Raw genomic sequence first — 24,385 nt, forward strand, 5'->3', positions numbered from 1 at the left:
TTTCTATAGAATAGTTAAATCACTAAATCTTCTGCGATTGGCGTTTCCATAATCTTTTTGACTTCTCTTGGATCTGTTGTTTTGCCTAGTGCCCACATCAGTTTCGGCACGATAGCTTCTGTATTCATATTTCTTGAACGTGCCACCAATTCTTGATTGATCTTGCGTCCTACCTCATACACACTCATATCTTCTCCTTCTTCAAGACACTGAGTGGTGATGACAACAGAAATGCCTTCTTCCAGCAATTCGTTAATCTTTTCTAAAAGGTTTCTTCCTTCGAAAGGAATTCCGCCGCTGCCGTAGCTTTCAATGACAACCCCTTTGTACATGCTTTTGACTGCATCTAAAAACTCGGGCTTCAGGCCTGGGTGCAATTTTAACAGACACACATCTGTGTTCAAGGATGCATCTAATTTAAGCGGTTTCATTGGTGTTCTTTTTACTTTGCTATTGTATTCAATTTGATGGTTTTCAATTGATGCAATATATGGGTAGTTAATACTTTCAAATGCATCGTAGCTTTTCGTTCTTAGTTTGATCGCACGTGTTCCTTGGATGACCCTGCCATCAAACACGACATACACCCCGCCAACACCGTCACATGCAAAGCGAATCGCATCTGTGATGTTTTTCTTCGCATCTGTTTTCTTAAAAGTAATCGGAATTTGTGAACCTGTAATCACGATCGGTTTATCAGGATTTTGCAGCATATAAGACAGCGCTGCTGATGTATAGGCCATTGTATCGGTTCCATGAGTAACGACAAACCCATCATACTGATCATAATTCTCATAAATGGCTGTTGCGATATCAACCCAGTATTCAGGCTGCATATTTGTACTATCTATACTCATTAGGGACTTTGTGTCCATTGTATATTCTGCATTAATTTCGTTTAAATAGCTCAAAAGATCCTCAGCTTTAACACCTGGAGCTAAACCATTTTCACTCTCTACAGATGCAATCGTCCCACCAGTCGTTAAAAGCAATAATTTCTTCAACAGGTCCACCTCTTTCGTAAAATTACTTCGTTTGTCACACATATTATAAGCTAGCTTGTGCTATTCTATAATATACGCTTTACGCGTACCTTCATTGCCATTATAGTCACATAACGCGAATTAATCAAGAAATTGTTACGCATAACGCGTACATTCTATGTCAAAATATGATATACTGTTGTTGTAAATAAAGGAGCGTTCATGTATGATACTCGATCGTTTAACCACCCTTAGAAAAAAGAAAAAATGGTCTCTCCAGCATACGGCAGATCGCCTAGGTATCGCCAAAAGCACCTATGCCGGTTACGAATCTGGGTACCGACGACCTTCGCTTGAAGCAGTGAAGCTGCTGGCTGATTTGTATGATACGTCCATTGATTTTTTACTTGGTAGAACGGACGAGCCAGAGATACAACGCAAAATCTCTGATATCAAAATTGAACTGACGGAAGCAAAAGAAGGAACCATTTATGTAGACGGCGTTCCCCTAAATGAAGAAGAAATCAAACAGCTTGTTGCCTTTATTCGGGCGAAAAACACTCTAAAAGTATAAACACAGAAAAGAGAGGCACCTTATAAACAGATGCCTCTCTTTCCTTTTGCAATCTCAATATGGAGAAGACAGCTGGCTTAATTCCTCTAGCCGCCGCTTCGCTTCTTCTTTATTAAACGAACTATAATAGCGATAGTTCTCCTCATCTAAGATGCGGTAATGCTGACTAAGTACATTTTGCTGAAGGCGAAACGTGCCTTTTTTGACAGACGTCCTCCACCAAACCTTGCCGCCAATCGTACGCTCTACTGATAGATGTAATTCATCATGTGCCACAACTTCCAAAATCTCGAGCGGGTCATCCCCCAGGGTGCCTTTCAAAATGTCACTATCTCTGAATAATGCACATACGGCCGCGGATTGCGTCCAGTTGAGACGCAGCCTGTTTTTTTCAACCTGCTGTAGATGCCGTTTCGATAGACCAAGTACCTCCGCCATACGATCCTGCGTATAATCCTTTTCTTTTCGAATCCGTGTCATTTGTTCTGTGACGAGGTCGATTACCATCTCTTTATCCATCTCTCATCACCTCTTTCGAGTGTTCAGTCTTTACTGACATCATACACGATTTCTTCGAAAAAGTGGCGTCTCATCCTATGGAATTCTGACAAAAACAGCTTAGTCGGTCTTCTCTTCTCCTTGGCCATGCTGCTGTCTCCAATTTTCTTGGGCTGTCTGATGTAAATATGGATAGATCTCCTGTTTGACGGTCTGCTCAAATACTTCTTCATCTAAAATGCTGTACGCCGGAATTTTGATCAATTTCCCATCTACTTTCCGAATGAGCACATCCATGAAAAGAAATCCTCTTATACTGTAACGATGCCTGCGCATGTCGATTGATTGAATATCTTGAAAAGGAATCGTTCGCTCCCGGTGCAGCACAGCGCCATTCTCTCCGCGCTGAATGCGAAAAATCACATTTCCCCTCTTCGTAAAAGCAGGCAAAATCATCAAAAAGGAGATCCAGCCATAGACAATACCTAATAGTCCGCCTAAAAATAAAAACAATGTATAGTTCGATTCAAATGTAAGAGCTTCTGAAAATAACCAAATACCGATGATACCGAAGCCGCCCGTTGCTAAGAATGCCCATACTCTTAAAAAAGGTCTGCTCCTTACTTCTATTACTTCACTTGGATTCAAGTGTCATTCTCCTTTTCTCCATTAGAATATAGAACGTAACCCGTCTCGATGAGCCGTCTCAATGCGAAATTGATTTTCTTTTATTCCTGATACAAGCCACGATTGGTTCTCACCTGGAATCACAAATAGCATGGACTCCACATCAGGCGTATTATTTTTGTCATAGACGACCTTCATGAGGGAGTCCATCTTTCCTTTTCTCGTCTGTACATCAGAAACAAATGCCTTCACGAGCTCTTGATTCTCCGCTTTATTCAGAAAGGATGGCCACTCATTTTTCGCTTCGCTTGCCTGTTCTAATAGCATTTCAAATTCCTCTGCCTGCAGGCTGATGACAGGTTCAGGGTGATCATTCATCTGTATGTTGAAAAAGGCTGTCACTTGCTCCTCTGCCTGCTGATCGCCGTCCAGTTTGCGAATCTGATGTACTTGTTGATCATAAAGCGTATGATGCGCATATACACCCGCTTGTGTTGTGTGAAAAGAGGTGCTGACTTCTTCATCTAAATCTCCAAATCTAGACGCCTTGATCGTGTGGGAGGCATCATTCATCGCCTGGATGAAATGACGGTATTCCGTTTTATAACGGTATTGTCTGTTTCGAAATTCCAGTACACCTTTTGCGAGCAAAGAGCGGCACGCAATTTCAAATAAAAAACCCAAGCGCTCGTCCTCTACTTCAGGATAATAAGCCTCCTTTAAGGACATACCTTGTTCAAAATAGCCTTCACTGTAAAAACTAAAGATGAGTTCCTCAATACTTAGACTTAGCTGATCCAACTTGATCTCTCCTTATCCAAAAGAAAATGCACCCTTAAAGAAATCGCCTGCACCCTTTATGAGCGAATCTGCGGTTTCTTTTGTTTTTTCTATCCCTTTATGTATCACTTGATTTGCCTGATCAATGGTATCATTCACTGCTTTCACACCTTGACCCGCCAGTTCGAATGCTTTTTTCCCTTTATCCACGACTGCATGAATCGGGTCCTTTAATTTCACTGCCATCTGTTCAGCAAAACCGGATGTCAGCTTGGCGACTTTTTCTCCAATAAATCCACCTACTGCTGAACCAATGGCTCCGCCAACAACGGTTCCAATCGGACCTGCAAAGCTGCCAAGAGCACCGCCGACAACGGCACCTGCGACAGAACCGCCAGCGATAAAGACCGTATTGTTCACTGCATTTCCAACAGCCTTTGCATTTTCACGCTTAAGAACTTCTGGCTGATCGCCGAATTCTGCATAGTTCTCGGCAATTTTCAATCCACAGCCAACCGTCTCAGTTGCACCAGTGACAACTGTTGCAATGATGGCATTTCCTTTCGCAAATCTTGCACCATTTTTCAGAACAGACTTAATAGCAGCCGTGTCCTTCCAATTAATACTTCCTTTTGTAAAATCACGAACACTGTTTGTGAACGCAACTGTATCGTCAGGATAAAATTTTGTGAATTTCTTATGAACCAAGTCAGCCATCGGCCAGTTCGATCGTTTTAATAATTCTTTTTTACTCAGCCAAATCCTTGCTAACCGGTCAAATCTCGTTCCTTCTACCCGGCTGGTCAGATCAAGCAGCAGCTTTGAATGCTGCGCTGCATATCGGCCATTCTCTTTAATGAAAGTCGTCATTCCAAGCCCGTAATATTTCGCCTGCATCATCACGATACCAGCTAAGCTCGTGAGTGTACCATATTGATCATAAATACTGTACAATTTCCGCAATATATCATCTGCTTCGACCATTTTATCCGTTGCATGACGAATGGCAATATCATCACTGCTCAATTTGCTGATTAATGCCTGTCCTGCTCCCCATGCATCCCCGACACCAGAAAAACAGCTTCTATACCGAGGATCGCAGCCTAAAATCAGCCCGTCCAGTTCACTATGTAAATCGCGGTGCTTCGTTTCAATGGCTGACAGCTCGCCTACAAAATCATTCGCCAGCCCAGTCAGCTGATCTGGATCAACCACAATGTCACGTGCCATCACATCATCTCCCTTCTCGGTTTCTTTCTCTCCGTTCTTCTCGTCTCTTTCGCTCAAGCTCTTCCATTCTGGCAATTTCAGCTTTACGCTCCTCAATTTTGACCGCTGCATCCCGCAGTTCCTGACTTGTTTCAAGCAAATCTTTTTCAAATTGATCGTAGCGTGCCGTTGTTTCTTCAAAGCTTTGATCAAATTTATCCCTTGCTTCTCCCTGCCAGCCTGATCCTACTGCCTTCAGCCGATTTTCCAGCAGCTGCTTGGACTGCCGAATCTCATCAGCCGCTTCCTGAAACTTTTGAGCGAGTGCCAGCGTTTGACTAGAATCCAACTTTCGCACCCCTTTCTCCCAATTTAACGTACAAATGGATGATTTTATATGTCCTCATTATAAATAAAAAGACACCCAAAAAAATCACCCTAAAGAACCATTCAGCACATTACCTAATGAAAGTAGGCCTTTTTCCTCTCTAATTGCCAGAGAAAGCCTTTCTTGTTATGAAGCGCATTCAAGACGTGATAAAATGGACGTATTCTACAAAAGGAGTGACGTATAGATGAAAGAGGAAATGATTCAGCGTTTCACAAGTTATGTGAAGGTAGATACGCAGTCGGATGCAGAAAAGGAAAGCTGCCCATCTACTGAAGGACAATTGAATCTGGCGAGACAGCTTGTTGAAGAAATGAAATCCATTGGAATTCAAGAAGTGACTATGGATGAAAACGGCTATGTCATGGGTACAATCCCTTCTAACACAGACAAAGATGTGCCGACCATTGGCTTTCTGGCTCATATTGACACAGCCACTGACTTCACCGGCAAAAATGTAAAACCGCAGCTTCATGAGAACTATCAAGGCGGCGACATTACCTTAAATGAAGATCTACATATCGTTTTATCTCCACAACAGTTTCCAAATTTACAAAAGTACCAAGGACATACACTGATCACTACAGATGGCACAACCCTGCTTGGTGCAGATAACAAAGCTGGTATCGCAGAAATTATGACCGCTATGCATTACCTCATCGAACACCCAGACATCAAGCATGGAAAAATCCGTGTCGCTTTTACGCCAGATGAAGAGATTGGCAGAGGGCCGCACAAGTTTGATGTTGATGCCTTTGGCGCTTCCTATGCGTACACAATTGACGGCGGACCGCTTGGCGAGTTGCAATATGAAAGCTTCAACGCAGCAGGCGCGAAAGTATCCATTAAAGGAAACAACGTCCACCCAGGAACAGCAAAGGACAAAATGGTCAGTGCTGCGAAAATTGGGATGCTCTTTCACAATAAACTTCCTTCTGAAGAATCTCCAGAATATACAGAAGGCTACGAAGGCTTTTTCCACCTGACGAAATTTGTAGGGGAAGTAGAAGAGGCTGAGCTGCAATATATTATCCGTGATTTTGATAAAGAGAAATTCAACAATCGCAAGGCCCTGTTTGAAAAAATAGCAAATGACTTAAAAGCCACATACGGAGAAAACAGCATCACCCTCAGCATTCAGGATCAATATTATAATATGAGAGAAAAAATTGAGCCGGTAAAACATATTGTAGACATTGCTCATGAAGCCATGGAAAATCGCTCAGTAACACCGGTCATTGAACCAATTCGCGGCGGCACAGATGGCTCCCAGCTTTCATATAAAGGTCTTCCAACGCCAAACATCTTTACCGGCGGTGAAAACTTCCACGGTAAATATGAATTTATTTCCGTTGAAAACATGGTGAAAGCAACCGAAGTTATCGTTGAAATTGCCCGTTTATTTGAAGAAAAAGCATAGACATGTTTAAAACCGTTCCTGTTCGGGAACGGTTTTTTAATAAAAGTTTACAATTTTCTGAAACTTTTATGACACTTATTCGTACTAATAGAGACAACCCCAGAAAAAATTCTTCTTGACGAGTGAAATAACTGGAAATATAATAGTTAAAAACAACCAGTATTTTAGACCTAAAATAGCAGATCGAATGAACCTTAAGAACTAAACCGTTTCTGCTGCTTATTTTCAGTTATAAACATCACTCACCCTGTCTACACTTAAAGAATAGGATGAATTGGAGGAATGTCATATGATGATTTTATTGATTATCGCTTCACTTTGCTGCTACTTACTATTCTCTTTCAAAAAAGATAACCGCACCCAAAAAAGAAAAAGCGCAGAGCTTTCGGAGTTTGAAATCTTTCGTATGCGCCGCCACTACAACGGAAAACGCCGTCACCCACTAAACGATGCACCTAAACAAGTATAAATCCAAATAAAAGAGCCTCATGAGGGGCTCTTTTTCGTTTGCATAAACAGCAAAAAACGACCAGATTCAGTGGTCGTTTTTCTTTTTATTTATATACCTTCGCAGGCACTTGAATCATAGGAATTCCAACATAATAAGGTGAAATTTCATATGGCTGGAAGACAACAGCAATTCCCTTTTTCGTGAAGTAATACTGCGTGTTGTAGTTGATTTCAATGTCGCTTTTTTTCAAGTTCGCGTAGAATTTGCTTTTATGTTTCTTTGTGTAGTTATAAATATAATCTCTTACTTTCGTACGCTTTTTCTTTGTTTTCACAACGTCTGTCAAGAACAGCTGCTTTGTTTTTTTCTTTGTTAACACATAGTTCATGCTGGAAACCATTGTGTCTCCGTGCGCTCCACCGTTATACATGTAATCATAGTTTAAGATACTCAGTTTCTTACCATTGTTAAATTTCGTTTTATACGTTCTCTCATACGTGACCTTCCCGTAGCCTTCCTTTTTCGCTTCGTCCTTTAAAAACAAGTACGTAGAATAAGAGAAGGCAATATCTTCTTTTAAATCACGATTGATGGTTTTCATATGCGCCTTGCTTAGGTTTTTCACCTGTGCATATTTGAACGTTTTTTTCTTTTTATAATAGTGTGTGCTTACTTTTGCTTTTTTTGCTTGTTTGGCATCCGCAGATCCAACTGGCGCAAACAAGGAAACAATCAGTGAGAAAATGAGCAGGCTGATCGTTAGGCCTTTTTTCATTGTCATAGTAAAAACCCCCATTTTTGTCTATTACCAGATGAGTATACCATGACAAAAGAACCAAAAGAAGTATTTTTTCCATATTATTCTTCATTTTTCCACATCGGGTTTGTTTACCGTTTTCATAAGTTCCTGTATGCTTAATGTAGAATGCTAGATGAAGTGTGGTGTTTATCATAGAAGAGAATATTTTTAGTCACATTCGGACGACGTTTCATAGTTTGTCCCCAACCCAGAAAAAGATTGCCAATTACATTTTACAAAATCCTCAGAAAGTTGTGCTTCATTCTATAAGTGCACTCGCTGCTGAATGCAGCACAAGTGAAACGACGATCTTTCGGTTTCTAAGGAAAATTGGCTATGAATCGTATCAAGTGTTTCGTGTCCATGTTGCACAGGATATTGCGACCAATACCCCTCAATCCATATACGGCGAGATCGAGGCAACCGATAGTGTCGCTGACATTAAACATAAGGTCATAGAGTTAACAACAAACTCTATTCAAGATATGAAGCATATTCTAGAGGATCATGCCGTCACGCAATTCATTGAACACATGAAACAGGCACATAAAACCGTCTTTTTTGGAGCAGGTGCGTCCAGCTTTATTGCTGGAGATGCTTATCATAAGTTCCTGCAGCTTGGTTTTGAAGTGAGCCTATGCAGTGATCCGCATATGATGAATATGATTGCAACACACGCCATGGAACACGATTTTATCGTCGCAATCTCCCATTCAGGAGAGAGCAGAGAAATTCTTGACGCCGTACAGTTTGCAAAAGAAAAAGGGGCAAAGGTTGCTTCTATCACCAGCTATCCGAAATCTGAGCTCGCAAAGCAGTCTGACTTTCATCTGCTTAGTTCTTCCAGAGAGACAACCTATCGATCGGACTCCATGATCTCCCGTATCAACCAGCTTGTGATCATTGATGTACTATACGTCGCCGCTGTTTTAGAGCTAGGATCAAATGCCATTGAAAACGTGAAACGATCTCGATTAGCTGTAGCTAAAAATAAAACATAAACGCAAAAGACCGGAGTTGATTCCGGTCTTTTTTTGTGACTTTTATCATATTTTCCGTTGACACGTTCCTATCACGTCATGTACATTAAATGAACAATAGTTTATTTCCTACTATCAAATTTAAAGGATAGTATATATACTAACAATAAGAAAAGAAAGCGCTTTTTGTAAGGGTTTTCTATATAGGAGGCAGACAACGTGACAAAGAAGATTGGATTCATTGGACTAGGTATTATGGGAAAACCTATGGCACTCAATCTATTAAAAGCTGGTCATGCTTTGACAGTTTTTGACCTAAATGAGGAAGCGGTTCGATCGTTACAAGAAGCCGGAGCAAAAGGTGCTGTTTCAGCAGCTGAGGCAGCTTCTGAAAGCGATATCATCATCACAATGCTTCCTAAAGGAGAGCATGTAGAGGCAGTCGTTTCAGGTGATCAAGGCATTTTAACGACAGCTGCACCTGGCACTGTCATCGTAGATATGAGCTCAATTTCTCCTGTCACCTCCAGGGCTTTAGCTGCTCTTGCCAAACAGCATCAGGTGGAATTTATCGATGCACCTGTCAGCGGCGGAGAACCGAAGGCAATAGACGGAACACTTGCCATCATGGCTGGCGGCGAAGAATCCATCTTTGAGCAAGTAAAGGATGTCCTGCTTGCAATGGGCACTGAAGTCGTATTAGTTGGGGCAAATGGCAGCGGGACAACAGCGAAGCTTGCCAATCAAATCATCGTCAACTTAAATATTGCGGCCATGTCCGAGGCGCTCGTTCTAGCTGCTAAATCAGGCATTGCCATTGACAAAATGTATGAAGCCATCCGCGGCGGACTGGCAGGGAGCGCTGTTCTCGATGCAAAGGTCCCTCTCATCTTAGAACGAAATTTTGAACCTGGCGGACGCATCGACATCAACTTGAAGGATTTAACCAACGTCATGGAAACGGCTCATGATATCGGTGTTCCTCTCCCGCTTTCTAGTCAGCTGCTTGAAATCTTCCACGCCCTCAAAGCGGACGGGAAATCCGGGCTTGATCATGGAGGCATCGTTCAATATTACGAAAAAATGGCTCATGTCGAAGTAAAGAAAGGATGAGATGGTCATGAAGCAAAGCACTGACATACTAAATGCCATTCCGAAAGCAGATTCAAAGGCCATTCAATCAGCATACGAACAAGCACTGAGCAGCTTTCGTCATAAAGTCATTGTATTAGACGATGATCCAACAGGGATTCAAACCGTACATGGCATCTCTGTTTTCACCGATTGGTCAGAAGAAAGCATTGAGGCTGGTTTTCTTGAAGACAGCCGCATGTTCTTTATTTTGACCAATTCACGCAGTATGACTGAGAAAGAAACTGCCGCTGCGCACAAAACAATCGCAGCAACCATTGTAAAGGTGGCTGAACGTCTTAATCAGGACTTCGTCATTGTCAGCCGAGGGGATTCTACTCTTCGCGGACACTTTCCGCTTGAAACTGAAGTACTCAAAACGACCATTGAACAGCAAAGCTCCCGCCAGTTCGATGGTGAAATCCTTCTTCCTTTTTTCCAAGAAGGTGGACGCTTTACGATCGACAATATTCATTACGTACAGGAAGGACACGAATTAATTCCTGCTGGTGACACAGAATTTGCAAGAGACCGTACATTCGGCTTTCAATCTTCTCATCTTGGAGAATGGATTGAAGAAAAGTCAGAAGGAATGTTCACAAAAGAGAACACTACCTACATTTCGTTAGCTGATCTGCGGGCTTTACGCATTGATCAAATCAAACAGCAGCTCATGAGTGTCAAGGATTTCAAAAAGGTGGTTGTAAACGCGGTGGACTATGATGATGTCAAAGTCTTTGTCACCGCTCTCATTGAAGCCATTCAAGCAGGACAGCAGCTGATGTTCAGAAGTGCGGCGGCGCTCACAAAAGTACTTGGCGGTATAGGGGATCAAGCCTTATTAACAAGAGATGCCTTGATCCAAGAAGAAAGCCCGCATGGTGGTCTCATTATGATCGGTTCTCATGTGAAAAAAACAACAGAACAATTAAAAGCGCTGCAACAAGATAAAGAGATAGCTTTTATTGAATTTAATACCCACCTCGTATTAGAGCCTGATGCCTTTCGCGAAGAAATTGACCGTGTCATTCAGCAAACTGAAGCACTGTTGGCAGCAGGTCAATCTGTAGCTGTTTATACAAGAAGAGAACGGCTTGATCTTGGGGATGATCGCCAAGAGGAAGAATTAAAGCTCTCTGTACAGATTAGTGATGCTGTGACAAGTATTGTCCAGCGTCTCACCATTCGTCCTAAGTATCTTATTGCCAAAGGTGGAATTACCTCCAGCGATATTGGAACAAGAGGACTTAGCGTGAAACGTGCGACCGTGGCAGGTCAAATCAAACCAGGGATCCCCGTTTGGCAAACAGGAGAAGAAAGCAAATTCCCTTTCATGTCTTATGTGATTTTCCCGGGAAATGTTGGGTCAAAGGATACGTTAAAAGAAGCTGTAGACATACTTGAAGGATAAGGCATAGGGGGTGTTTGCGCCCCTTATGCACCACAAAGGAGGAAAGATCATGTCGTTAGTGTTTATAGGACTTGGCGTTTTGTTATTGCTTTTACTCATGGTTGTCTTTAAGTTAAACGCTTTCATATCTTTGATTATTGTCTCTTTAATTGTTGCTGTGTTAGAAGGGATGACACCACTAGAAGCGATCGCTTCCGTCGAAAAAGGACTTGGCAGTACGCTCGGGCATCTCGCACTCGTTCTCGGTTTTGGTGCGATGCTTGGGAAATTGATGGCTGATTCTGGCGGAGCTCAGCGGATCGCGATGACACTCATTGACCGATTTGGCATCGGAAAAATCCAATGGGCGACGATGCTGACTGGATTTGTGATTGGAATTGCTCTATTTTATGAAACCGGATTCATTATCTTAATTCCATTAGTCTTTACGATCGCTCAGGCTGCAAGACTTCCTGTGCTGTATGTGGGGATGCCGCTCGTCGCTGCACTCATCACCACACATGGCTTCCTCCCCCCTCACCCAGGACCGACTGCCATTGCAAATGTCTTTCAGGCAAACATGGGACAAACCTTATTGGTTGGGATTATTTTAGCGATTCCTGCTGTTTTAGTAGGCGGACTTCTGTTTACGAAACTATTTAAAAAAGATCAGTTGCACGCACATATTCCAAAGAACTTATTTAATCCAAAGGAATTCACAGAAGAAGAAATGCCTAGCTTCGGCATTAGCATTTTCACCGCTGTTCTGCCTGTATTGCTTATGACATTTAGAGCATTTCTAGAAATTTTCTTCCCATCCTCTCCATTGCTGCCAACTGCTGAGTTTTTAGGCGAACCGGCGATTGCACTATTAATCTCAGTGCTGCTTGCCATCTACACGTTTGGGCTTGGAAGAGGAAAGAGCATGCAGGAAGTGATGAAGTCCATCACGGATTCTATCGGCTCTATTGCTATGATTCTATTAATTATTGCAGGCGGCGGTGCCTTTAAACAAGTGCTCATTGATAGCGGCGTCGATCAATACATTGCAGGGATCATGCAAGGAAGCACACTTTCTCCCCTGCTTCTGACTTGGCTCATTGCTGCTGTCCTTCGTGTCTCTTTAGGATCAGCCACTGTCGCCGGTCTCACGGCGGCTGGCATTTCTGCACCACTGATTGGCCTGACGGGTGTCAGCCCTGAATTAATGGTGATCGCAACAGGTGCGGGAAGTATTACATTCTCTCATGTGAATGATGCGGGTTTCTGGATTTATAAAGAATACTTTAACCTATCAATGGCTCAAACCTTTAAAACGTGGACATTGATGGTCACCGTGCTTTCACTTGTCGGACTTGCTGGTGTTCTTGTCGCTGATTTGTTCATGTAGGAAATTAAATTGTAAAAACCATTGACTTTTCCTCGAAAAGGTTGAATAATTGTGTTTATTAAGAAAATTGAATCAAAAGGTAACCTTATTAAGAGTGGTGGAGGGACTGGCCCTGTGAAACCCGGCAACCGCTGTTCCTAGGAACAGAATGGTGCTAATTCCTTAAGCAAGCAAATGCTTGTTTGAAGATAAGGCAGAGTTCTCACAGTATATGATGCTCTTCCTTATCTAAGGAAGAGCTTTTTTATTTGATTTTTTAACCTGAGGAAAGAAGGGATTCAGCATGACACAAGTACAAACCATTGGAAAGAAAACAACGAAACCGCCATTCCGCGCAGATCAAGTAGGAAGTTTACTTCGTTCAGAGCGCATCAAGGAAGCACGCAAGCAAAAAGCAGACGGTACGCTGACAGCAGAGCAGCTCCGACAAATTGAAAACGAAGAAATTACACGTATTGTAGAGAAGCAAAAAGAAATTGGGTTAGAGGTTGTCACAGATGGTGAATTCAGACGTGCATGGTGGCATTTTGACTTTCTTGAAGGACTCGATGGAGTTGAAGGATTTGAAGCAGATCAAGGCATTCAATTCCATAACACAACGACAAAAGCTAGAGGTATCAAGGTAACAGGCAAGATCGATTTTACAGATCATCCAATGCTGGAGGATTATCGTTTCCTTCACAGCATCGCTGGTGATCATACGGCTAAAATGACGATTCCAAGTCCGAATATGCTCTTTTTCCGTGGAAAGCTTGAAGAAGGAGTGTATGACAGCTTAGAGGAATTTCACCATGATGTGGCACAAGCGTATAAGAAAGCCATCCGTGCTTTTTATGATGCAGGCTGCCGCTACTTGCAGCTGGATGATACGGCATGGGCAGTGTTCTTTTCTGAAAAAGGCCATGAACAAATCAAAGCCTTTGGCCGTGAAGAAGATGAACTTCGTGAATCGTTTGCGAAGACAATCAATGAAGCTGTTGCCGACCGCCCAGAGGATTTGGTGATCACGATGCACATTTGCCGCGGTAACTTTAAATCAACTTGGGCAGCTGAAGGTGGTTACGAAGCAGCGGCAGAAACTATTTTTGCCGGCTTAGATCTTGATGGTCTCTTTTTAGAGTTTGACGACGATCGTTCTGGCGGATTTGAGCCCCTTCGATATGTGAAGAACCCAAACCTTCAAATCGTACTAGGCCTTGTCACTTCAAAATACGGAGAGCTTGAGCCAGTTGAACAGATTAAAAAACGCATTGAGGAAGCGGCTCAATATGTGGACATTAACCAAATTTGTTTGAGTCCACAATGCGGATTCGCCTCAACAGAGGAAGGCAACCTGTTAACAGAAGAGCAGCAATGGGAAAAGCTGCGTCATGTGATTGAGATTGCTGATCAAGTGTGGACTTCGTAGTCCCTCAGAGAAGAAAAAAAGACAAACCGCAGTATGGCGGTTTGTCTTTTTCTTTTATGCATCCAAATGTTCACCATTTGTCGCAATCACTTGTTCATACCAATCGAAGCTTTTCTTTTTCTTTCGATCTAATGTACCGTTTCCTTCATTATCACGGTCAACATAAATGAAGCCGTAGCGTTTTTTCATTTCAGCCGTTGATGCGCTGACAAGGTCAATTGGGCCCCAGCTTGTATAACCGATCAGGTCAACTCCGTCTGCAATCGCTTCTCTCGCCTCTAGCAAATGGCTTCTGAGGTAATCAATTCGGTAATCGTCTTGAATGGATCCGTCTTCTTCTACTTGATCGACAGCACCCAATCCATTTTCTACGATAAACAATGGCTTTTGGTAGCGGTCATACAGCTGATTCAGTGTTGTACGAAGTCCTTTCGGATCAATTTGCCAGCCCCAATCACTTGCTTCTAGATAAGGGTTTTTCACACCTTCAAATAAGTTACCGCCAGTCACTTGTCCAAGAATCTCTGGATCTGTACTTGTCACAAAGCTCATATAATAGCTGAAGCCAATATAGTCCACTGTATGGTTTCTTAAAATATCTTCGTCCCCTTCTTGGAACTCGATGTTGATGTCATTTTCAAGGAAATAACGTTTCATGTAACCTGGGTAATAACCTCTTGCCTGTACATCTGAGAAGAATAATGTTTTACGGTCTTGCTCAATTGCAGCAAACATATCTTCTGGTCTTGAGCTGTACGGATAAGTTGTCATCGCTGCAATCATACAGCCGATTTTCGCATCAGGAATGATTTCGTGTCCTGCTTTGACAGCCAAAGCACTTGCAACAAATTGGTGATGCGCTGCTTGATATTGAATGCTTTTCTCGTCATCACCCTCTTCAAATACAAGTCCGCCGCCAGTGAAAGGCGCATGTAATACAACGTTGATTTCATTGAAGGTCATCCAATATTTTACTTTGTCTTTAAAGCGGGTGAACAATGTTTTCGCGTATGTTTCATAAAGATCCACAAGCTTACGGTTTCTCCATCCGCCGTAGTTTTTCACAAGTGCGAGCGGCATTTCATAGTGAGAGATGGTGACAACTGGCTCAATTCCATGCTTATGCAGTTCATCAAATACTTTTTCATAAAAAGCGAGGCCTGCTTCATTCGGTTCCGCATCGTCGCCATTTGGGAAAATACGCGGCCAAGAAATGGATAATCTGAAGCACTTGAATCCCATTTCTGCAAAGAGTGCAATATCTTCTTTATAGCGATGGTAGAAATCGATTGCATCATGATATAAGTTAAGGTCTTTCATTGATTCATCGAATGGGTGCATAATACCATTTGGTGATACATCAGCTGTCGATAAGCCTTTTCCATCTTGATTATATGCGCCTTCAACTTGGTTGGCTGCAACAGCGCCGCCCCATAAGAAACCTTTAGGAAATGTTTTTTCTAACTTGTTCATGTTGAATACCCTCCTCTTTTTCTTCAACACTGACTGTAAGCAGTGTCTCTTTCACTGTAATCGTTCCATCTGTTTTCGCATCAACTTGTGCAAAATCGTTTGTGTTGGTGACAATAACAGGTGTGGTGACATCATAGCCTTCTTGCTGAATGCCCTCGATATCAAAATCAATGAGTACATCTCCTGCTTGAATCAGATCACCTGACTGCACATGACTTGTAAAATACTTTCCGTCAAGTTTTACCGTGTCAATCCCCACATGAATGAGAAGTTCTGTACCTTGTTCACTCTTCAAACCAATGGCATGTTTTGTGTGGAAAATGGTTTCAACCTTGCCGTTGAAAGGTGCTACAACACGCCCAGCTGTTGGTACAATGGCTGCACCTTTACCCATGATTTCATTAGAGAATGTTGCATCATTTACTTGATTGAGCGGCTTTAGTTGACCTTCAAGCGGGCTTTGTACCACTTCATTTTGAAGTGCTGCTGTGTCTTTCTTTTCTTCTGGTTTGTCTGCTTTTGTATCATCTTTCACTGGTACATCTTTGAATCCGAGAACAAGTGTCATGATCGTTGCTACGACAAAGGCGATTACTAAGCCGATGATTGAGTAGACAAATGTTGGTCCAATGAATGTTGGGAGACCTGGAAGGCCTGCTGATCCAGATATCACATATGATTTTACTTTAAAGATTGACATGAACACGCCGCCTGCTGCTGCACCAATAAGGGCTGCAAGGAACGGTTTTTTCAATCGCATGTTCACACCATACATAGCAGGTTCAGTAATACCCATTAAGGCTGTGATACTTGTAGACATCGCCAATGATTTAAATGTTTTGTTTTTTGATCTTAAGAAGACACCGAATGCTGCGCCTGCTTGTGCCATATTTGCTACAAACATCATTGGAAGAATGAAGTCAAAACCGTTTAACGTAATGTTGTTGATCATGATTGGAAGCAGTGCATAGTGCATGCCCGTAATGATCAATGGTGACATGAAGCCGCCGATCAAGAGTCCGGCCAAAAGACCTGCATGTTTGAACAATAAATCAATTCCACCTGAAAGGCCACTTCCGATAATCCCGCCAAGCGGTCCAACCGCGATGAGCATAACTGGTACAACGACTAGAAGTGTGACTGTTGGAACAAGGATGATCTTTAATGATTTCGGACTATATTTTTCTGCGAATCTTTCAACATATGAACCGAGCCAGATGGTGAGCAGAATTGGAATCACCGATGAAGAGTACACAACGGCAACCACTGGCAAGCCTAGAAATTCTGTATTTCCCGCGCCCAGTAAAGCGGTTAACTGCGGGTGCAGTGCTGCTGCTGCAATGGCAGCCGCGATATACTGATTTGTGCCAATTTTTTTGGCTACGCTTACAGCAAGCAGAATCGGTAAGAAGTAAAAGGCTCCATCTCCAATGGCTGTTAAAATCGCATACGTACTGCTTTTATCTGATATCCACTGGAATGTGAGCATCAGTGCCAAAATCCCTTTGATCATACCGGCCCCAGCGATGGCTGGAAGAATCGGTGTGAAGACACCAGAGATAAAATCGAAAAGCTTTGATATCACATTTTGCTTTGACGCTTCTTCTGTACCGCCTGACTTTACATCAGATGATAGACCTGAGTCAGCGATCATCGCTTGATAGACATTTGAGACATCATTGCCGATAATGACATGATATTGGCCTCCGCTTTGATTCACGCCCATGACGCCGTCTGTTGATTGCAGCTTCTCTTTATCTGCCTTGCTTTCATCGTATAAGTTGAAGCGAAGTCTTGTCATACAATGCGTAACTTGCTTAACATTCTTTTCACCGCCGACAAGTTCTAGCACTTCTTTTGCTGTTTGTTTGTGGTTCATTGTATTACCCTCCAATCGTTGATTTCATCTTGATATAGAAAAAACCTAAACATCCATTAATGTCCGAGAAATAGCGATTCAGACATTAATCGATATTTAGGTTTTGCCTGCTTAACCAGTAACAATCCTTCATAGCGATTGATCGTTATTTAATTTTTATAAGTCTTTAGATATAAAAAAACCTAAATCACGCCTTATCATAGATAGGGACAATGATTTAGGTTTTGCCTGCTTGACCAGTAACAATCCTAAAAGATTGTGGTTATTTAGTTTATAGTTATAAATTATCATGTTAATTTTGTGATGTCAACGCTTTCTTTTTTGAATTTATTTTCTTTTTATTACTCTGTCTATATGCAAAGTTAAATATAGCATTTCATCTTCTATGAGACTTCGGTTGTATTCTTTTTGAACATAATCGTTAATTTTTTCTGCGCACTGAAAAGCTGCGGTGTTTTTCTCTTTTACCACTTCATACAGAAACTCGTTTTGATTTTCCATCTGTGTTTCGTTAAACAGACGCTGACCAAAAAACTTCAAATGCGTAACAAAACGGAAATAATTTAATGATTCCTCGTCCAAATCAATTTGAAAGTGATACTTAACGATGTTTAAAATGTCTTGAATGAGTTTGGTGATTTGAATAACGTTTGGCATTTCTTCATTGAGCTCTGCATTGACAATATGCATGGCAATAAAGCCGGCTTCATCCTCAGGAAGATGGATGCTCAGCTTGTCCTCAATGATCCGAATAGCTTCTAGACCGCATCTGAACTCATCTTTATACAGCCGTTTGATTTCCCAGAGCAAGGCATTTTTGATGTCCATTCCTTTTTGATGACGTTCAATGGCAAAGGTGATATGATCCGTCAGCGTCACATAGATGCTGTCATTTAAATTTTTGTTAAGGGTTGTTCTCGCATGCTCAATAATCGCCTCACACACTTGCATATACTCGATTGGAATATCATAAAGCAGGGTTTTGAATTTTTCTGATATATCTTTATTTTGAATAGAAAATACTTTTTCGATTCGTTCTTCGTCAATCGGGTCTCCGCTTTTCTTTTGAAACGCGATCCCTCTGCCCATAATGACCAGCTCATGCTGCTCGTCATCATACGCACTGACAACATTATTATTGATTACTTTAGAAATGATCAATTGATACCCCCCAGTACATTCCGCTTTTTCGAGCATTTTATCGTTGATTCATATGTCATGTTATTATTATTTTCAAAAAAGAGGACTTTAAGATGATTTTACATTTTTTTTTGATACGGTCAACTAGAAAGAATGACATATTACCTCTCAAAAATGACGAAATAGGGGCAAAAAAGTCTAAAAAAATACACAAAAACACTCTAAAAAGAGTGTTTAAAGTGTGTATTTTACAAAATCAAGAGCAGTCCCAATTATAGACGACATTCTCGAAATTTCTTCGTTTAAGGTCTTCTGGTTTGATAAAAAAGTTGGCAATACCGCAATCTCCCCACATCAGATCTACTTCATCATCTGAGTCAATTTGTAATAACAGAACGGTATGTTCTTGATCTACATAGGTACGCGGATCTTCTTGTGTAAACCCTGGATACCCGCCCAATTTGTGACCAAAGCCACTCGCTGTTTCATAAAACTCATCCAGCAGGGCATCTGCTTCATCGCCATTAACACCATCTGCATCTTCGAATAGGTCCCAGCTGTTCTTTCCTGTGACTTTTTCAAAGCGGAAATCTCCTACACTGATCGTTTCGCTTGATAATTCACCTGTGATCGCACCTTCCTTCGTCACAGGAAAATAAAAATCATCTGGAATTTCCACAAAAGAAAAATCAGTCATTAACTCTTCTTCTGCCAAGAAAGGTTCCTCAATAAATTTGATGCGAAAATCTTTTTGCTCTGTTTTATGGTCAATATTCATCCCATAAAGATCATCATGCACAGAAATAAATACTTGCAAAAGTCCTGTTTCTGGATAATCCTTCAGCTTGGGCAGCTGGCCGAAATTAATTTGGGCCAAAAGTTTCATAGGATGTCCTTCGCCGTCAACTGGATATTCGTCGTTTTTGGGGAAGTAAGGATCACCAGCTATTTTGCTGTCGTATGGTCCTGTTTTTCCTTGTTTCATCTGTAATTGAATCATTGGTTTTTCCGTTTCATCTAACAACGGACGGTAGGGTGCAAGTATTTCCTGCAGCTTCGCTGATTGTGTCACGATGATCTTCCTCCTTATGAATAGGTCTAATGCCAAAACTTGTCTCTCTTTTTCTATCATACAGAAGTGTACCCTGGCTGTCAGTGATAAATCGGTCAAAATCCTAACAAGTTTCTCTTCTTAAAATGTAAAAAAACCTCCGATTCAGCTGGAGGTTTTGTCGTTCTTTTATTTCACTTGATAGTTTACTAAGTCGTTTGCTAATGCTTTCATCGTTTCGTTTGTTTCGTGAAGACCTTCAATAATTTTTGTGAAAGTGCCTACTAGCTCTGCCTGATGCTCAGAGGAAGCGACAATTTGCGCAATTTCTTCTTCCATTCCTTTGATCGATCCCTGCACATCTTTTAGGGCTGTTTCAATATCAGTCGTCGCTTGTTTCGCGTGAGTTGACAGCTTTCTCACTTCTGTTGCGACCACTCCAAAACCTGCTCCTGCTTCCCCTACTCTTGCAGCTTCTATTGATGCGTTGAGTCCAAGTAAGTTCGTTTGATCAGAGATACCTTTGATGAGATTGGACACTTGATTGATTTTAGAGGAATTTTCGACAGTGGTTTTCGTATTTTGTAGAATTTGTTCACTTGTCGCTTGTAGTTCCTCTGAATGTGCGGCAACCTGCTGTACCATTGCGACTAGTTTTTCGGAAGCTTCGTTGCTCTCCGTCATGATGTGATCTAATCGTTGTTGATTCGTTTGGTCATATGCCACACAGAAGGCAGCAACCACTTGACCTGATTCATCAGAAATTGGAACGGCTACGATATCCATTGGAATCCCGTATACTTCTTTTGGAATTTGAATAAACGATGGTTCTCTCCCATTTTTCAACATCGCAAAGTTTTGGAATCCAGCATCTAGTGCATCACCAGCTTTAAATCCTAAATCAATATTCCCATGCTGCTGATAATAAAGAACCTTCTCTTTCCCTAAAACAGAAAAGGTTAGCTGCTCTCTCATAGCAAGTCCAATGATTGGTAAAGCGTCTATTATGTTATCAATTCTCTGTGACATTCGCTTACGTTCATCCTCTCTATTTCTCAGTACACCTTCTTTATCGGTTCGTTATATGATCTATTACAGCCTGTAATGTGCACTAATATCAATCAAATGACCTAAGACATATAAAAAGCCCACATTCTATCAAGAGAATGTGGGTGTTTTTTAAACAAAGTAAATGCACATGAAGACACTGATACCGATGAGAAAAAGATACATATAGTCAATCCATGAGGTGCTGATGTTATGATAATACGTTCGCTCTTTCGTCCCTATGAAGCCCCTGGCTTCCATCGCAATCGCTAAGCGCTCTGATTTTCGTACACCTTGTGTAAAAAGGGGCAAAGCATAACGCATAAAGGCTTTCCAGCTGTTTTTTTGTTTGTAGCCTCTGATTTTATGTGCAGCTTTCATTTGTTTTAATTCACTTTGAAATAACGGAATAAACCGGAAGCCGGCAAGCATGCCATACGCCCATTTTGGGGACAATCGGCATTGGTGAATCAGACTCATCATAAATGCCGTCAAATCTGTTGTGGACGTAAAAAGGAGACCAAATGTCACAAATCCAAGCATTCTAAAAGCGATGGTGAGCCCATTTCTTAAACTCTCCTCTGTGATATGAAACCACGCCCACTTCCAAACGGTATGATCCCCCTTGCCGAAGGCCGCCATCATCCAGAACACGAGAATAAAAAAGAGCAGATAAGGGACAAGCCTTGTAACGAGATACTTCATATTCCATCCACCTAAAACAACTCCAATGCCAAGAGCAAACAGCCAAATGATAAAGGTTGTTTTAGGGTCAGAAATCGCCATAAGACAGCCCATCGCAAGCAGATGAGCGAGTAATTTCATGACTGGATTCACAGTAGAAAGAAAGGAATGATTACTTTGCAATCGTCAGCACGTCCTTTCTTTCTGCCACATAGCGATAATGCAAAGGAGCTCTTAGCCGATATGTATCAACAAGTTCCTGATTTGAAAATAAATCATAAGGAGTGCCATCATACACATGCTTCCCTTGATGAAACAGAAGCACTTGATCGGCACACTCATCGACAAGCTCCATATCATGTGTGACCATCACAATGGTAGTGCCTTGGCGCTGACGCTCTTTTAAACGCCTCATTAATTCCTTCGCCGTTTTTTCATCCTGCCCGAAAGTCGGTTCATCTAACAGCAATACATCTTGATCAAAGAGGAGCATCGTGGCAACACTCAATCTTCTTTTTTGCCCTAAACTTAAGGTGAAGGGATGTGCTTTTGCATGCTTCTCTAAACCGAACTCTTCCAGCAGCTGAACCGTTTTTTCTTGTACGACAGATTCTGGCCAGTTTCGCTGTCTGCCGCCAAAGGCAATTTCATCGAATACTGTGTCTTGTATAAATTGAAGCTCTGGATTTTGAAACACAAAGCCTGCTTTTTCATAAAGTAGTCGGTCAGACCATTTTTTAAGGTCTGTTTCTTTTAAGAAAATATGACCTTTTTTAGCTGGCTCTAAGCGGATCAAATGTTTGAGACACGTACTTTTACCGCTTCCATTTTCTCCAATAATCGCCACCCAATCTCCTGCTTTGATATCCAGCTGAAGGTTACTCATAATCCTCTTTTTCCCGTAGCTTAATTGAAGATTTTCTGTACGAATCATTGTCTCTCGACTGATTGACGACATTTCTTCATGTTGCTCTTTTCTTGTTTCAAAGGTTTGCATAAGGGTTTGACTCAGTGGGTGAAATGGATCTTGAATGATCGTGGACCATTTCTCGGGAAATAATTTTGGCCGCCAAATTCCTGCCTCTTTCATTTCTTCCTCATATGCCGCGAGCACATCATTTGGAGCTCCATCTGCTAAAATGCTGCCTTGATCATCTAATAAAATCACCCGGTCCATCCATTCGATGACACCATCAAGCACATGCTCTACAACAATCATGGTCTGATGCTGATCGGCTGCAAGCTGCTGCAGCAGTTGAAATATGTCCATTCTACCTGCCGGGTCAAGCTGTGCGGTCGGTTCATCAAAGAATAGAACATTCGGCTGTAATGCGAGTAGACAAGCAAGTGCCAATCGCTGCTTCATGCCGCCAGATAAAGTGTGAATCTCTGTATGCGGATCGACATTCAGTTGGACTTTTTGCATGAGCTGCTGAATGATGTCATCCATCTCTTCACGAGGGACGGAACGGTTCTCTAAGCTAAAAGCAATTTCTTCATTGACGCGGTGCATACAAAACTGAGAGTCTGGATCTTGAAACATGACGCCTGTATGTCTTTGCAGCACCACTTCACCCTGCATGTCTGCTTCCACATGCTCTGGAATGATTCCAGCCAGAACCGAAATGAGCGTGGATTTCCCGCTTCCGCTCGGTCCTAAAATAAGCACCTTTTCCCCTTTTTGAATCGTAAGGGAGATTTGATGCAAAACGGGCTTAGGCTGTTCATAAAAACGGACAGAGAGTTCATTGCACGCGAGAAATGAATTCATGCTGTTCACCTTTGTTTCGTTTTTCTTTCATGATGGCATATTGATTCAGTACACCTGTTTTGGATAGTGCGTCCACCACCACTTTCGCAAGGCAGCCGCCAAGTATCATTCCACTAATGATTTGAGTCACAAGCGTCATAAGTAAAACTTGAGGCGTGTAATATCCAAAGCCTTTTGCCACGAAACTGTAAGACATCGCTCCGATAGCGGCAAAGGCACCAGAGAGCATCAGTGTCCACATGCGATACCGTTTATAACCAAAAAGAGCAAAGGCGATTTCTGCCCCAAGCCCTTGGCATACACCAATCAGCAGAGCTGAAAGTCCAAAGTGGCTTCCTGTCAATAATTCCACAGCAGCGGCGGCTGTTTCCGCAATCAGAGCAGCTCCCGGCTTTTGAATGATATATGCAACGATTGGACTGGCAATGACCCATATTCCAAACATGATGTTGCCTCCTGCTGGGCCCACAAGTGCTGTAATCGGTAAGTATAGCGTGGACCATCCTAAATAGATCACACCGCACGCAACGGATAAAATCACTGCAAGGACGACTTCTTTCATCTTCCATGTCATGATGTATGCACCTCCAGTTGAACTGGCCACTCTTCAACAGTAAAGGCCATTTCCCAAAACTTGTACTCGAGCTGGCAGCTTAAGATAAAATGCTGTTTCATTTTTTCCTTTTCCTTCTCACTTGCTGCTTCCGCCAACTGATCGAGCCGCTTGCAAAGCTCACCTGTAACAGAATCGGTTAATCCTCCATAAAACGTGATCCACTCATAAAACGGATGTGACGGGTCTGGCTGCACATCTGTAAGCATTCGTTTCCCTATTTCCCAATATGTCCAAGGACATGGAAGCAGGACAGCGATGATTTCACCAAGCGTGCCTTCTTGCGCGACTTGCAGCATGTGATGAATATAGTGATGAGCACTCGGAGCCAAAGAAGCACCTTGGAGCTCATCATATGCTACTCCTGCCACTCGGCAAAGGTTTTGATGAGGATGCGTCTCACTATCTAGTACAAACGCAATCTGCTGATGAAAAAACGCAATATCCTCTCTGTCTGTACATCTGCTGAGCGCTGCTGCATAAATTTTAATGAATGCTTGTAAGTATTCTGCATCTTGTTTGACGTAATGAATGATTTGTTCCTTTTCCAGCTTTCCTGCTGCCAGGCCTCTGACGAACGGATGCTGATAAATGGCTTCAAATAACGGTTCTGCTTCTTTCCTTAATTGCGTAGAAAATGTCATAAAAAAAGCCTCCTCTTCTTCAGTTGAATAAATGAAAAAGCCACCCCAAATGGAG

At 42.0% G+C, this 24,385-nt stretch carries 24 protein-coding genes and 1 riboswitch; of the genes, 8 read left to right on the forward strand and 16 right to left on the reverse strand.

Translation table 11 applies throughout. The annotated features are described in order from the left end of the window. Positions 1 to 14: 14 nt before the first annotated feature. On the reverse strand, positions 15 to 1,004 hold the full coding sequence (locus AAYR28_RS17995; protein ID WP_024427527.1) for an asparaginase: 990 nt from the start codon (positions 1,002 to 1,004) through the stop codon (positions 15 to 17). 205 nt (positions 1,005 to 1,209) lie between these two features. On the opposite strand from AAYR28_RS17995, the gene AAYR28_RS18000 reads away from it, so the two are divergent. Next, on the forward strand, positions 1,210 to 1,557 hold the full coding sequence (locus AAYR28_RS18000; RefSeq protein ID WP_065214960.1) for a helix-turn-helix domain-containing protein: 348 nt from the start codon (positions 1,210 to 1,212) through the stop codon (positions 1,555 to 1,557). Positions 1,558 to 1,611: 54 nt separating this feature from the next. Here AAYR28_RS18000 and AAYR28_RS18005 read toward each other — a convergent pair whose 3' ends face one another. The 5 genes from AAYR28_RS18005 to AAYR28_RS18025 all read right to left on the reverse strand — a co-directional run bounded on the left by AAYR28_RS18005 (position 1,612) and on the right by AAYR28_RS18025 (position 5,020). Continuing rightward, complete coding sequence (locus AAYR28_RS18005) at positions 1,612 to 2,076, reverse strand: helix-turn-helix domain-containing protein (RefSeq protein WP_120207975.1); 465 nt, start codon at positions 2,074 to 2,076, stop codon at positions 1,612 to 1,614. A gap of 99 nt (positions 2,077 to 2,175) precedes the next feature. Further along, positions 2,176 to 2,703 (reverse strand): YfjD family protein, encoded by a 528-nt coding sequence (locus AAYR28_RS18010; RefSeq protein WP_046312740.1) that lies wholly within the window; start codon positions 2,701 to 2,703, stop codon positions 2,176 to 2,178. A 21-nt stretch (positions 2,704 to 2,724) separates the two neighbouring features. After that, positions 2,725 to 3,483: a hypothetical protein gene (locus tag AAYR28_RS18015; protein ID WP_034281364.1), complete on the reverse strand. Its 759-nt coding sequence runs from the start codon at positions 3,481 to 3,483 to the stop codon at positions 2,725 to 2,727. 12 nt (positions 3,484 to 3,495) lie between these two features. Continuing rightward, on the reverse strand, positions 3,496 to 4,692 hold the full coding sequence (locus AAYR28_RS18020) for a DUF6861 domain-containing protein (RefSeq protein WP_024427531.1): 1,197 nt from the start codon (positions 4,690 to 4,692) through the stop codon (positions 3,496 to 3,498). Between the two features lie 4 nt (positions 4,693 to 4,696). Further along, complete coding sequence (locus AAYR28_RS18025; protein WP_024427532.1) at positions 4,697 to 5,020, reverse strand: WXG100 family type VII secretion target; 324 nt, start codon at positions 5,018 to 5,020, stop codon at positions 4,697 to 4,699. Between the two features lie 226 nt (positions 5,021 to 5,246). Here AAYR28_RS18025 and pepT point away from each other — a divergent pair, with 226 nt between their 5' ends. Together pepT and AAYR28_RS18035 are read left to right on the forward strand one after the other, a co-directional pair. Then, complete coding sequence (pepT, locus tag AAYR28_RS18030) at positions 5,247 to 6,479, forward strand: peptidase T (RefSeq protein WP_065214962.1); 1,233 nt, start codon at positions 5,247 to 5,249, stop codon at positions 6,477 to 6,479. A gap of 289 nt (positions 6,480 to 6,768) precedes the next feature. Then, entirely contained in the window at positions 6,769 to 6,948 is a 180-nt protein-coding gene (locus AAYR28_RS18035; RefSeq protein WP_008345664.1) for a hypothetical protein, read from the forward strand. An 85-nt stretch (positions 6,949 to 7,033) separates the two neighbouring features. Here AAYR28_RS18035 and AAYR28_RS18040 read toward each other — a convergent pair whose 3' ends face one another. Then, positions 7,034 to 7,711: a DUF3298 and DUF4163 domain-containing protein gene (locus AAYR28_RS18040; RefSeq protein WP_041118266.1), complete on the reverse strand. Its 678-nt coding sequence runs from the start codon at positions 7,709 to 7,711 to the stop codon at positions 7,034 to 7,036. Positions 7,712 to 7,872: 161 nt separating this feature from the next. Between AAYR28_RS18040 and AAYR28_RS18045 the strand changes: the two genes are divergently transcribed. From AAYR28_RS18045 to AAYR28_RS18065, 5 genes are all read left to right on the forward strand, one after another. Beyond that, on the forward strand, positions 7,873 to 8,730 hold the full coding sequence (locus AAYR28_RS18045; RefSeq protein WP_170825854.1) for a MurR/RpiR family transcriptional regulator: 858 nt from the start codon (positions 7,873 to 7,875) through the stop codon (positions 8,728 to 8,730). Between the two features lie 198 nt (positions 8,731 to 8,928). After that, positions 8,929 to 9,822 (forward strand): 2-hydroxy-3-oxopropionate reductase, encoded by an 894-nt coding sequence (gene garR / locus AAYR28_RS18050; protein ID WP_065214963.1) that lies wholly within the window; start codon positions 8,929 to 8,931, stop codon positions 9,820 to 9,822. A 7-nt stretch (positions 9,823 to 9,829) separates the two neighbouring features. Next, positions 9,830 to 11,251, forward strand: coding sequence for a four-carbon acid sugar kinase family protein (locus tag AAYR28_RS18055; RefSeq protein WP_065215055.1), 1,422 nt, complete (start codon positions 9,830 to 9,832; stop codon positions 11,249 to 11,251). 49 nt (positions 11,252 to 11,300) lie between these two features. Then, on the forward strand, positions 11,301 to 12,620 hold the full coding sequence (locus AAYR28_RS18060; RefSeq protein WP_070326192.1) for a gluconate:H+ symporter: 1,320 nt from the start codon (positions 11,301 to 11,303) through the stop codon (positions 12,618 to 12,620). An 82-nt stretch (positions 12,621 to 12,702) separates the two neighbouring features. After that, positions 12,703 to 12,815: riboswitch (SAM riboswitch) on the forward strand. Positions 12,816 to 12,903: 88 nt separating this feature from the next. Beyond that, the gene (locus AAYR28_RS18065) at positions 12,904 to 14,028 is read left to right on the forward strand and encodes a 5-methyltetrahydropteroyltriglutamate--homocysteine S-methyltransferase (RefSeq protein ID WP_034281370.1); all 1,125 of its coding nucleotides are present in this window, start codon (positions 12,904 to 12,906) and stop codon (positions 14,026 to 14,028) included. 54 nt (positions 14,029 to 14,082) lie between these two features. Here the strand turns inward: AAYR28_RS18065 and AAYR28_RS18070 are convergent, their stop codons facing one another. The 9 genes from AAYR28_RS18070 to tenA form a co-directional block, all read right to left on the reverse strand. Continuing rightward, the gene (locus AAYR28_RS18070; protein WP_111926977.1) at positions 14,083 to 15,501 is read right to left on the reverse strand and encodes a glycoside hydrolase family 1 protein; all 1,419 of its coding nucleotides are present in this window, start codon (positions 15,499 to 15,501) and stop codon (positions 14,083 to 14,085) included. Next, entirely contained in the window at positions 15,473 to 17,380 is a 1,908-nt protein-coding gene (locus tag AAYR28_RS18075) for a beta-glucoside-specific PTS transporter subunit IIABC (protein ID WP_111926979.1), read from the reverse strand. Before AAYR28_RS18075 ends, AAYR28_RS18070 begins: the two co-directional genes overlap by 29 nt. Positions 17,381 to 17,707: 327 nt before the next feature. Next, a complete protein-coding gene (gene licT, locus AAYR28_RS18080; protein ID WP_034281373.1) occupies positions 17,708 to 18,541 on the reverse strand; it encodes a BglG family transcription antiterminator LicT in 834 nt (277 codons plus the stop codon). 235 nt (positions 18,542 to 18,776) lie between these two features. Beyond that, a complete protein-coding gene (locus AAYR28_RS18085) occupies positions 18,777 to 19,592 on the reverse strand; it encodes a YwqG family protein (protein ID WP_034281374.1) in 816 nt (271 codons plus the stop codon). Between the two features lie 168 nt (positions 19,593 to 19,760). Continuing rightward, positions 19,761 to 20,600 carry a methyl-accepting chemotaxis protein gene (locus AAYR28_RS18090; protein ID WP_034281375.1) on the reverse strand — a complete coding sequence of 280 codons (840 nt, stop codon included), beginning with the start codon at positions 20,598 to 20,600 and terminating at the stop codon, positions 19,761 to 19,763. A gap of 150 nt (positions 20,601 to 20,750) precedes the next feature. Next, entirely contained in the window at positions 20,751 to 21,485 is a 735-nt protein-coding gene (locus AAYR28_RS18095) for an energy-coupling factor transporter transmembrane component T family protein (protein WP_120207977.1), read from the reverse strand. Next, the gene (locus AAYR28_RS18100) at positions 21,475 to 23,073 is read right to left on the reverse strand and encodes an ABC transporter ATP-binding protein (RefSeq protein WP_061110278.1); all 1,599 of its coding nucleotides are present in this window, start codon (positions 23,071 to 23,073) and stop codon (positions 21,475 to 21,477) included. Before AAYR28_RS18100 ends, AAYR28_RS18095 begins: the two co-directional genes overlap by 11 nt. Next, entirely contained in the window at positions 23,048 to 23,647 is a 600-nt protein-coding gene (locus AAYR28_RS18105) for an ECF transporter S component (RefSeq protein WP_120207979.1), read from the reverse strand. Before AAYR28_RS18105 ends, AAYR28_RS18100 begins: the two co-directional genes overlap by 26 nt. Continuing rightward, positions 23,644 to 24,330 carry a thiaminase II gene (gene tenA / locus AAYR28_RS18110; protein WP_106025428.1) on the reverse strand — a complete coding sequence of 229 codons (687 nt, stop codon included), beginning with the start codon at positions 24,328 to 24,330 and terminating at the stop codon, positions 23,644 to 23,646. Before tenA ends, AAYR28_RS18105 begins: the two co-directional genes overlap by 4 nt. Between the last annotated feature and the right edge of the window lie 55 nt (positions 24,331 to 24,385).

This window comes from Bacillus safensis, from assembly GCF_039619585.1.
GTDB classification, from domain to species: domain Bacteria; phylum Bacillota; class Bacilli; order Bacillales; family Bacillaceae; genus Bacillus; species Bacillus safensis.

Bases quoted from the DNA above. Each gene is read 5' to 3' on its own strand.
- AAYR28_RS18005 (WP_120207975.1), bottom strand. From the start codon at position 2,076: ATGGATAAAGAGATGGTAATCGACCTCGTCACAGAACAAATGACACGG.
- AAYR28_RS18000 (WP_065214960.1), top strand. From the start codon at position 1,210: ATGATACTCGATCGTTTAACCACCCTTAGAAAAAAGAAAAAATGGTCT.
- AAYR28_RS18070 (WP_111926977.1), bottom strand. From the start codon at position 15,501: ATGAACAAGTTAGAAAAAACATTTCCTAAAGGTTTCTTATGGGGCGGC.
- AAYR28_RS18020 (WP_024427531.1), bottom strand. From the start codon at position 4,692: ATGGCACGTGACATTGTGGTTGATCCAGATCAGCTGACTGGGCTGGCG.
- AAYR28_RS18100 (WP_061110278.1), bottom strand. From the start codon at position 23,073: ATGAATTCATTTCTCGCGTGCAATGAACTCTCTGTCCGTTTTTATGAA.
- AAYR28_RS18035 (WP_008345664.1), top strand. From the start codon at position 6,769: ATGATGATTTTATTGATTATCGCTTCACTTTGCTGCTACTTACTATTC.
- AAYR28_RS18065 (WP_034281370.1), top strand. From the start codon at position 12,904: ATGACACAAGTACAAACCATTGGAAAGAAAACAACGAAACCGCCATTC.
- AAYR28_RS18055 (WP_065215055.1), top strand. From the start codon at position 9,830: ATGAAGCAAAGCACTGACATACTAAATGCCATTCCGAAAGCAGATTCA.
- pepT (WP_065214962.1), top strand. From the start codon at position 5,247: ATGAAAGAGGAAATGATTCAGCGTTTCACAAGTTATGTGAAGGTAGAT.
- tenA (WP_106025428.1), bottom strand. From the start codon at position 24,330: ATGACATTTTCTACGCAATTAAGGAAAGAAGCAGAACCGTTATTTGAA.
- AAYR28_RS18090 (WP_034281375.1), bottom strand. From the start codon at position 20,600: ATGTCACAGAGAATTGATAACATAATAGACGCTTTACCAATCATTGGA.
- AAYR28_RS18075 (WP_111926979.1), bottom strand. From the start codon at position 17,380: ATGAACCACAAACAAACAGCAAAAGAAGTGCTAGAACTTGTCGGCGGT.
- AAYR28_RS18040 (WP_041118266.1), bottom strand. From the start codon at position 7,711: ATGACAATGAAAAAAGGCCTAACGATCAGCCTGCTCATTTTCTCACTG.
- AAYR28_RS18060 (WP_070326192.1), top strand. From the start codon at position 11,301: ATGTCGTTAGTGTTTATAGGACTTGGCGTTTTGTTATTGCTTTTACTC.
- AAYR28_RS18105 (WP_120207979.1), bottom strand. From the start codon at position 23,647: ATGACATGGAAGATGAAAGAAGTCGTCCTTGCAGTGATTTTATCCGTT.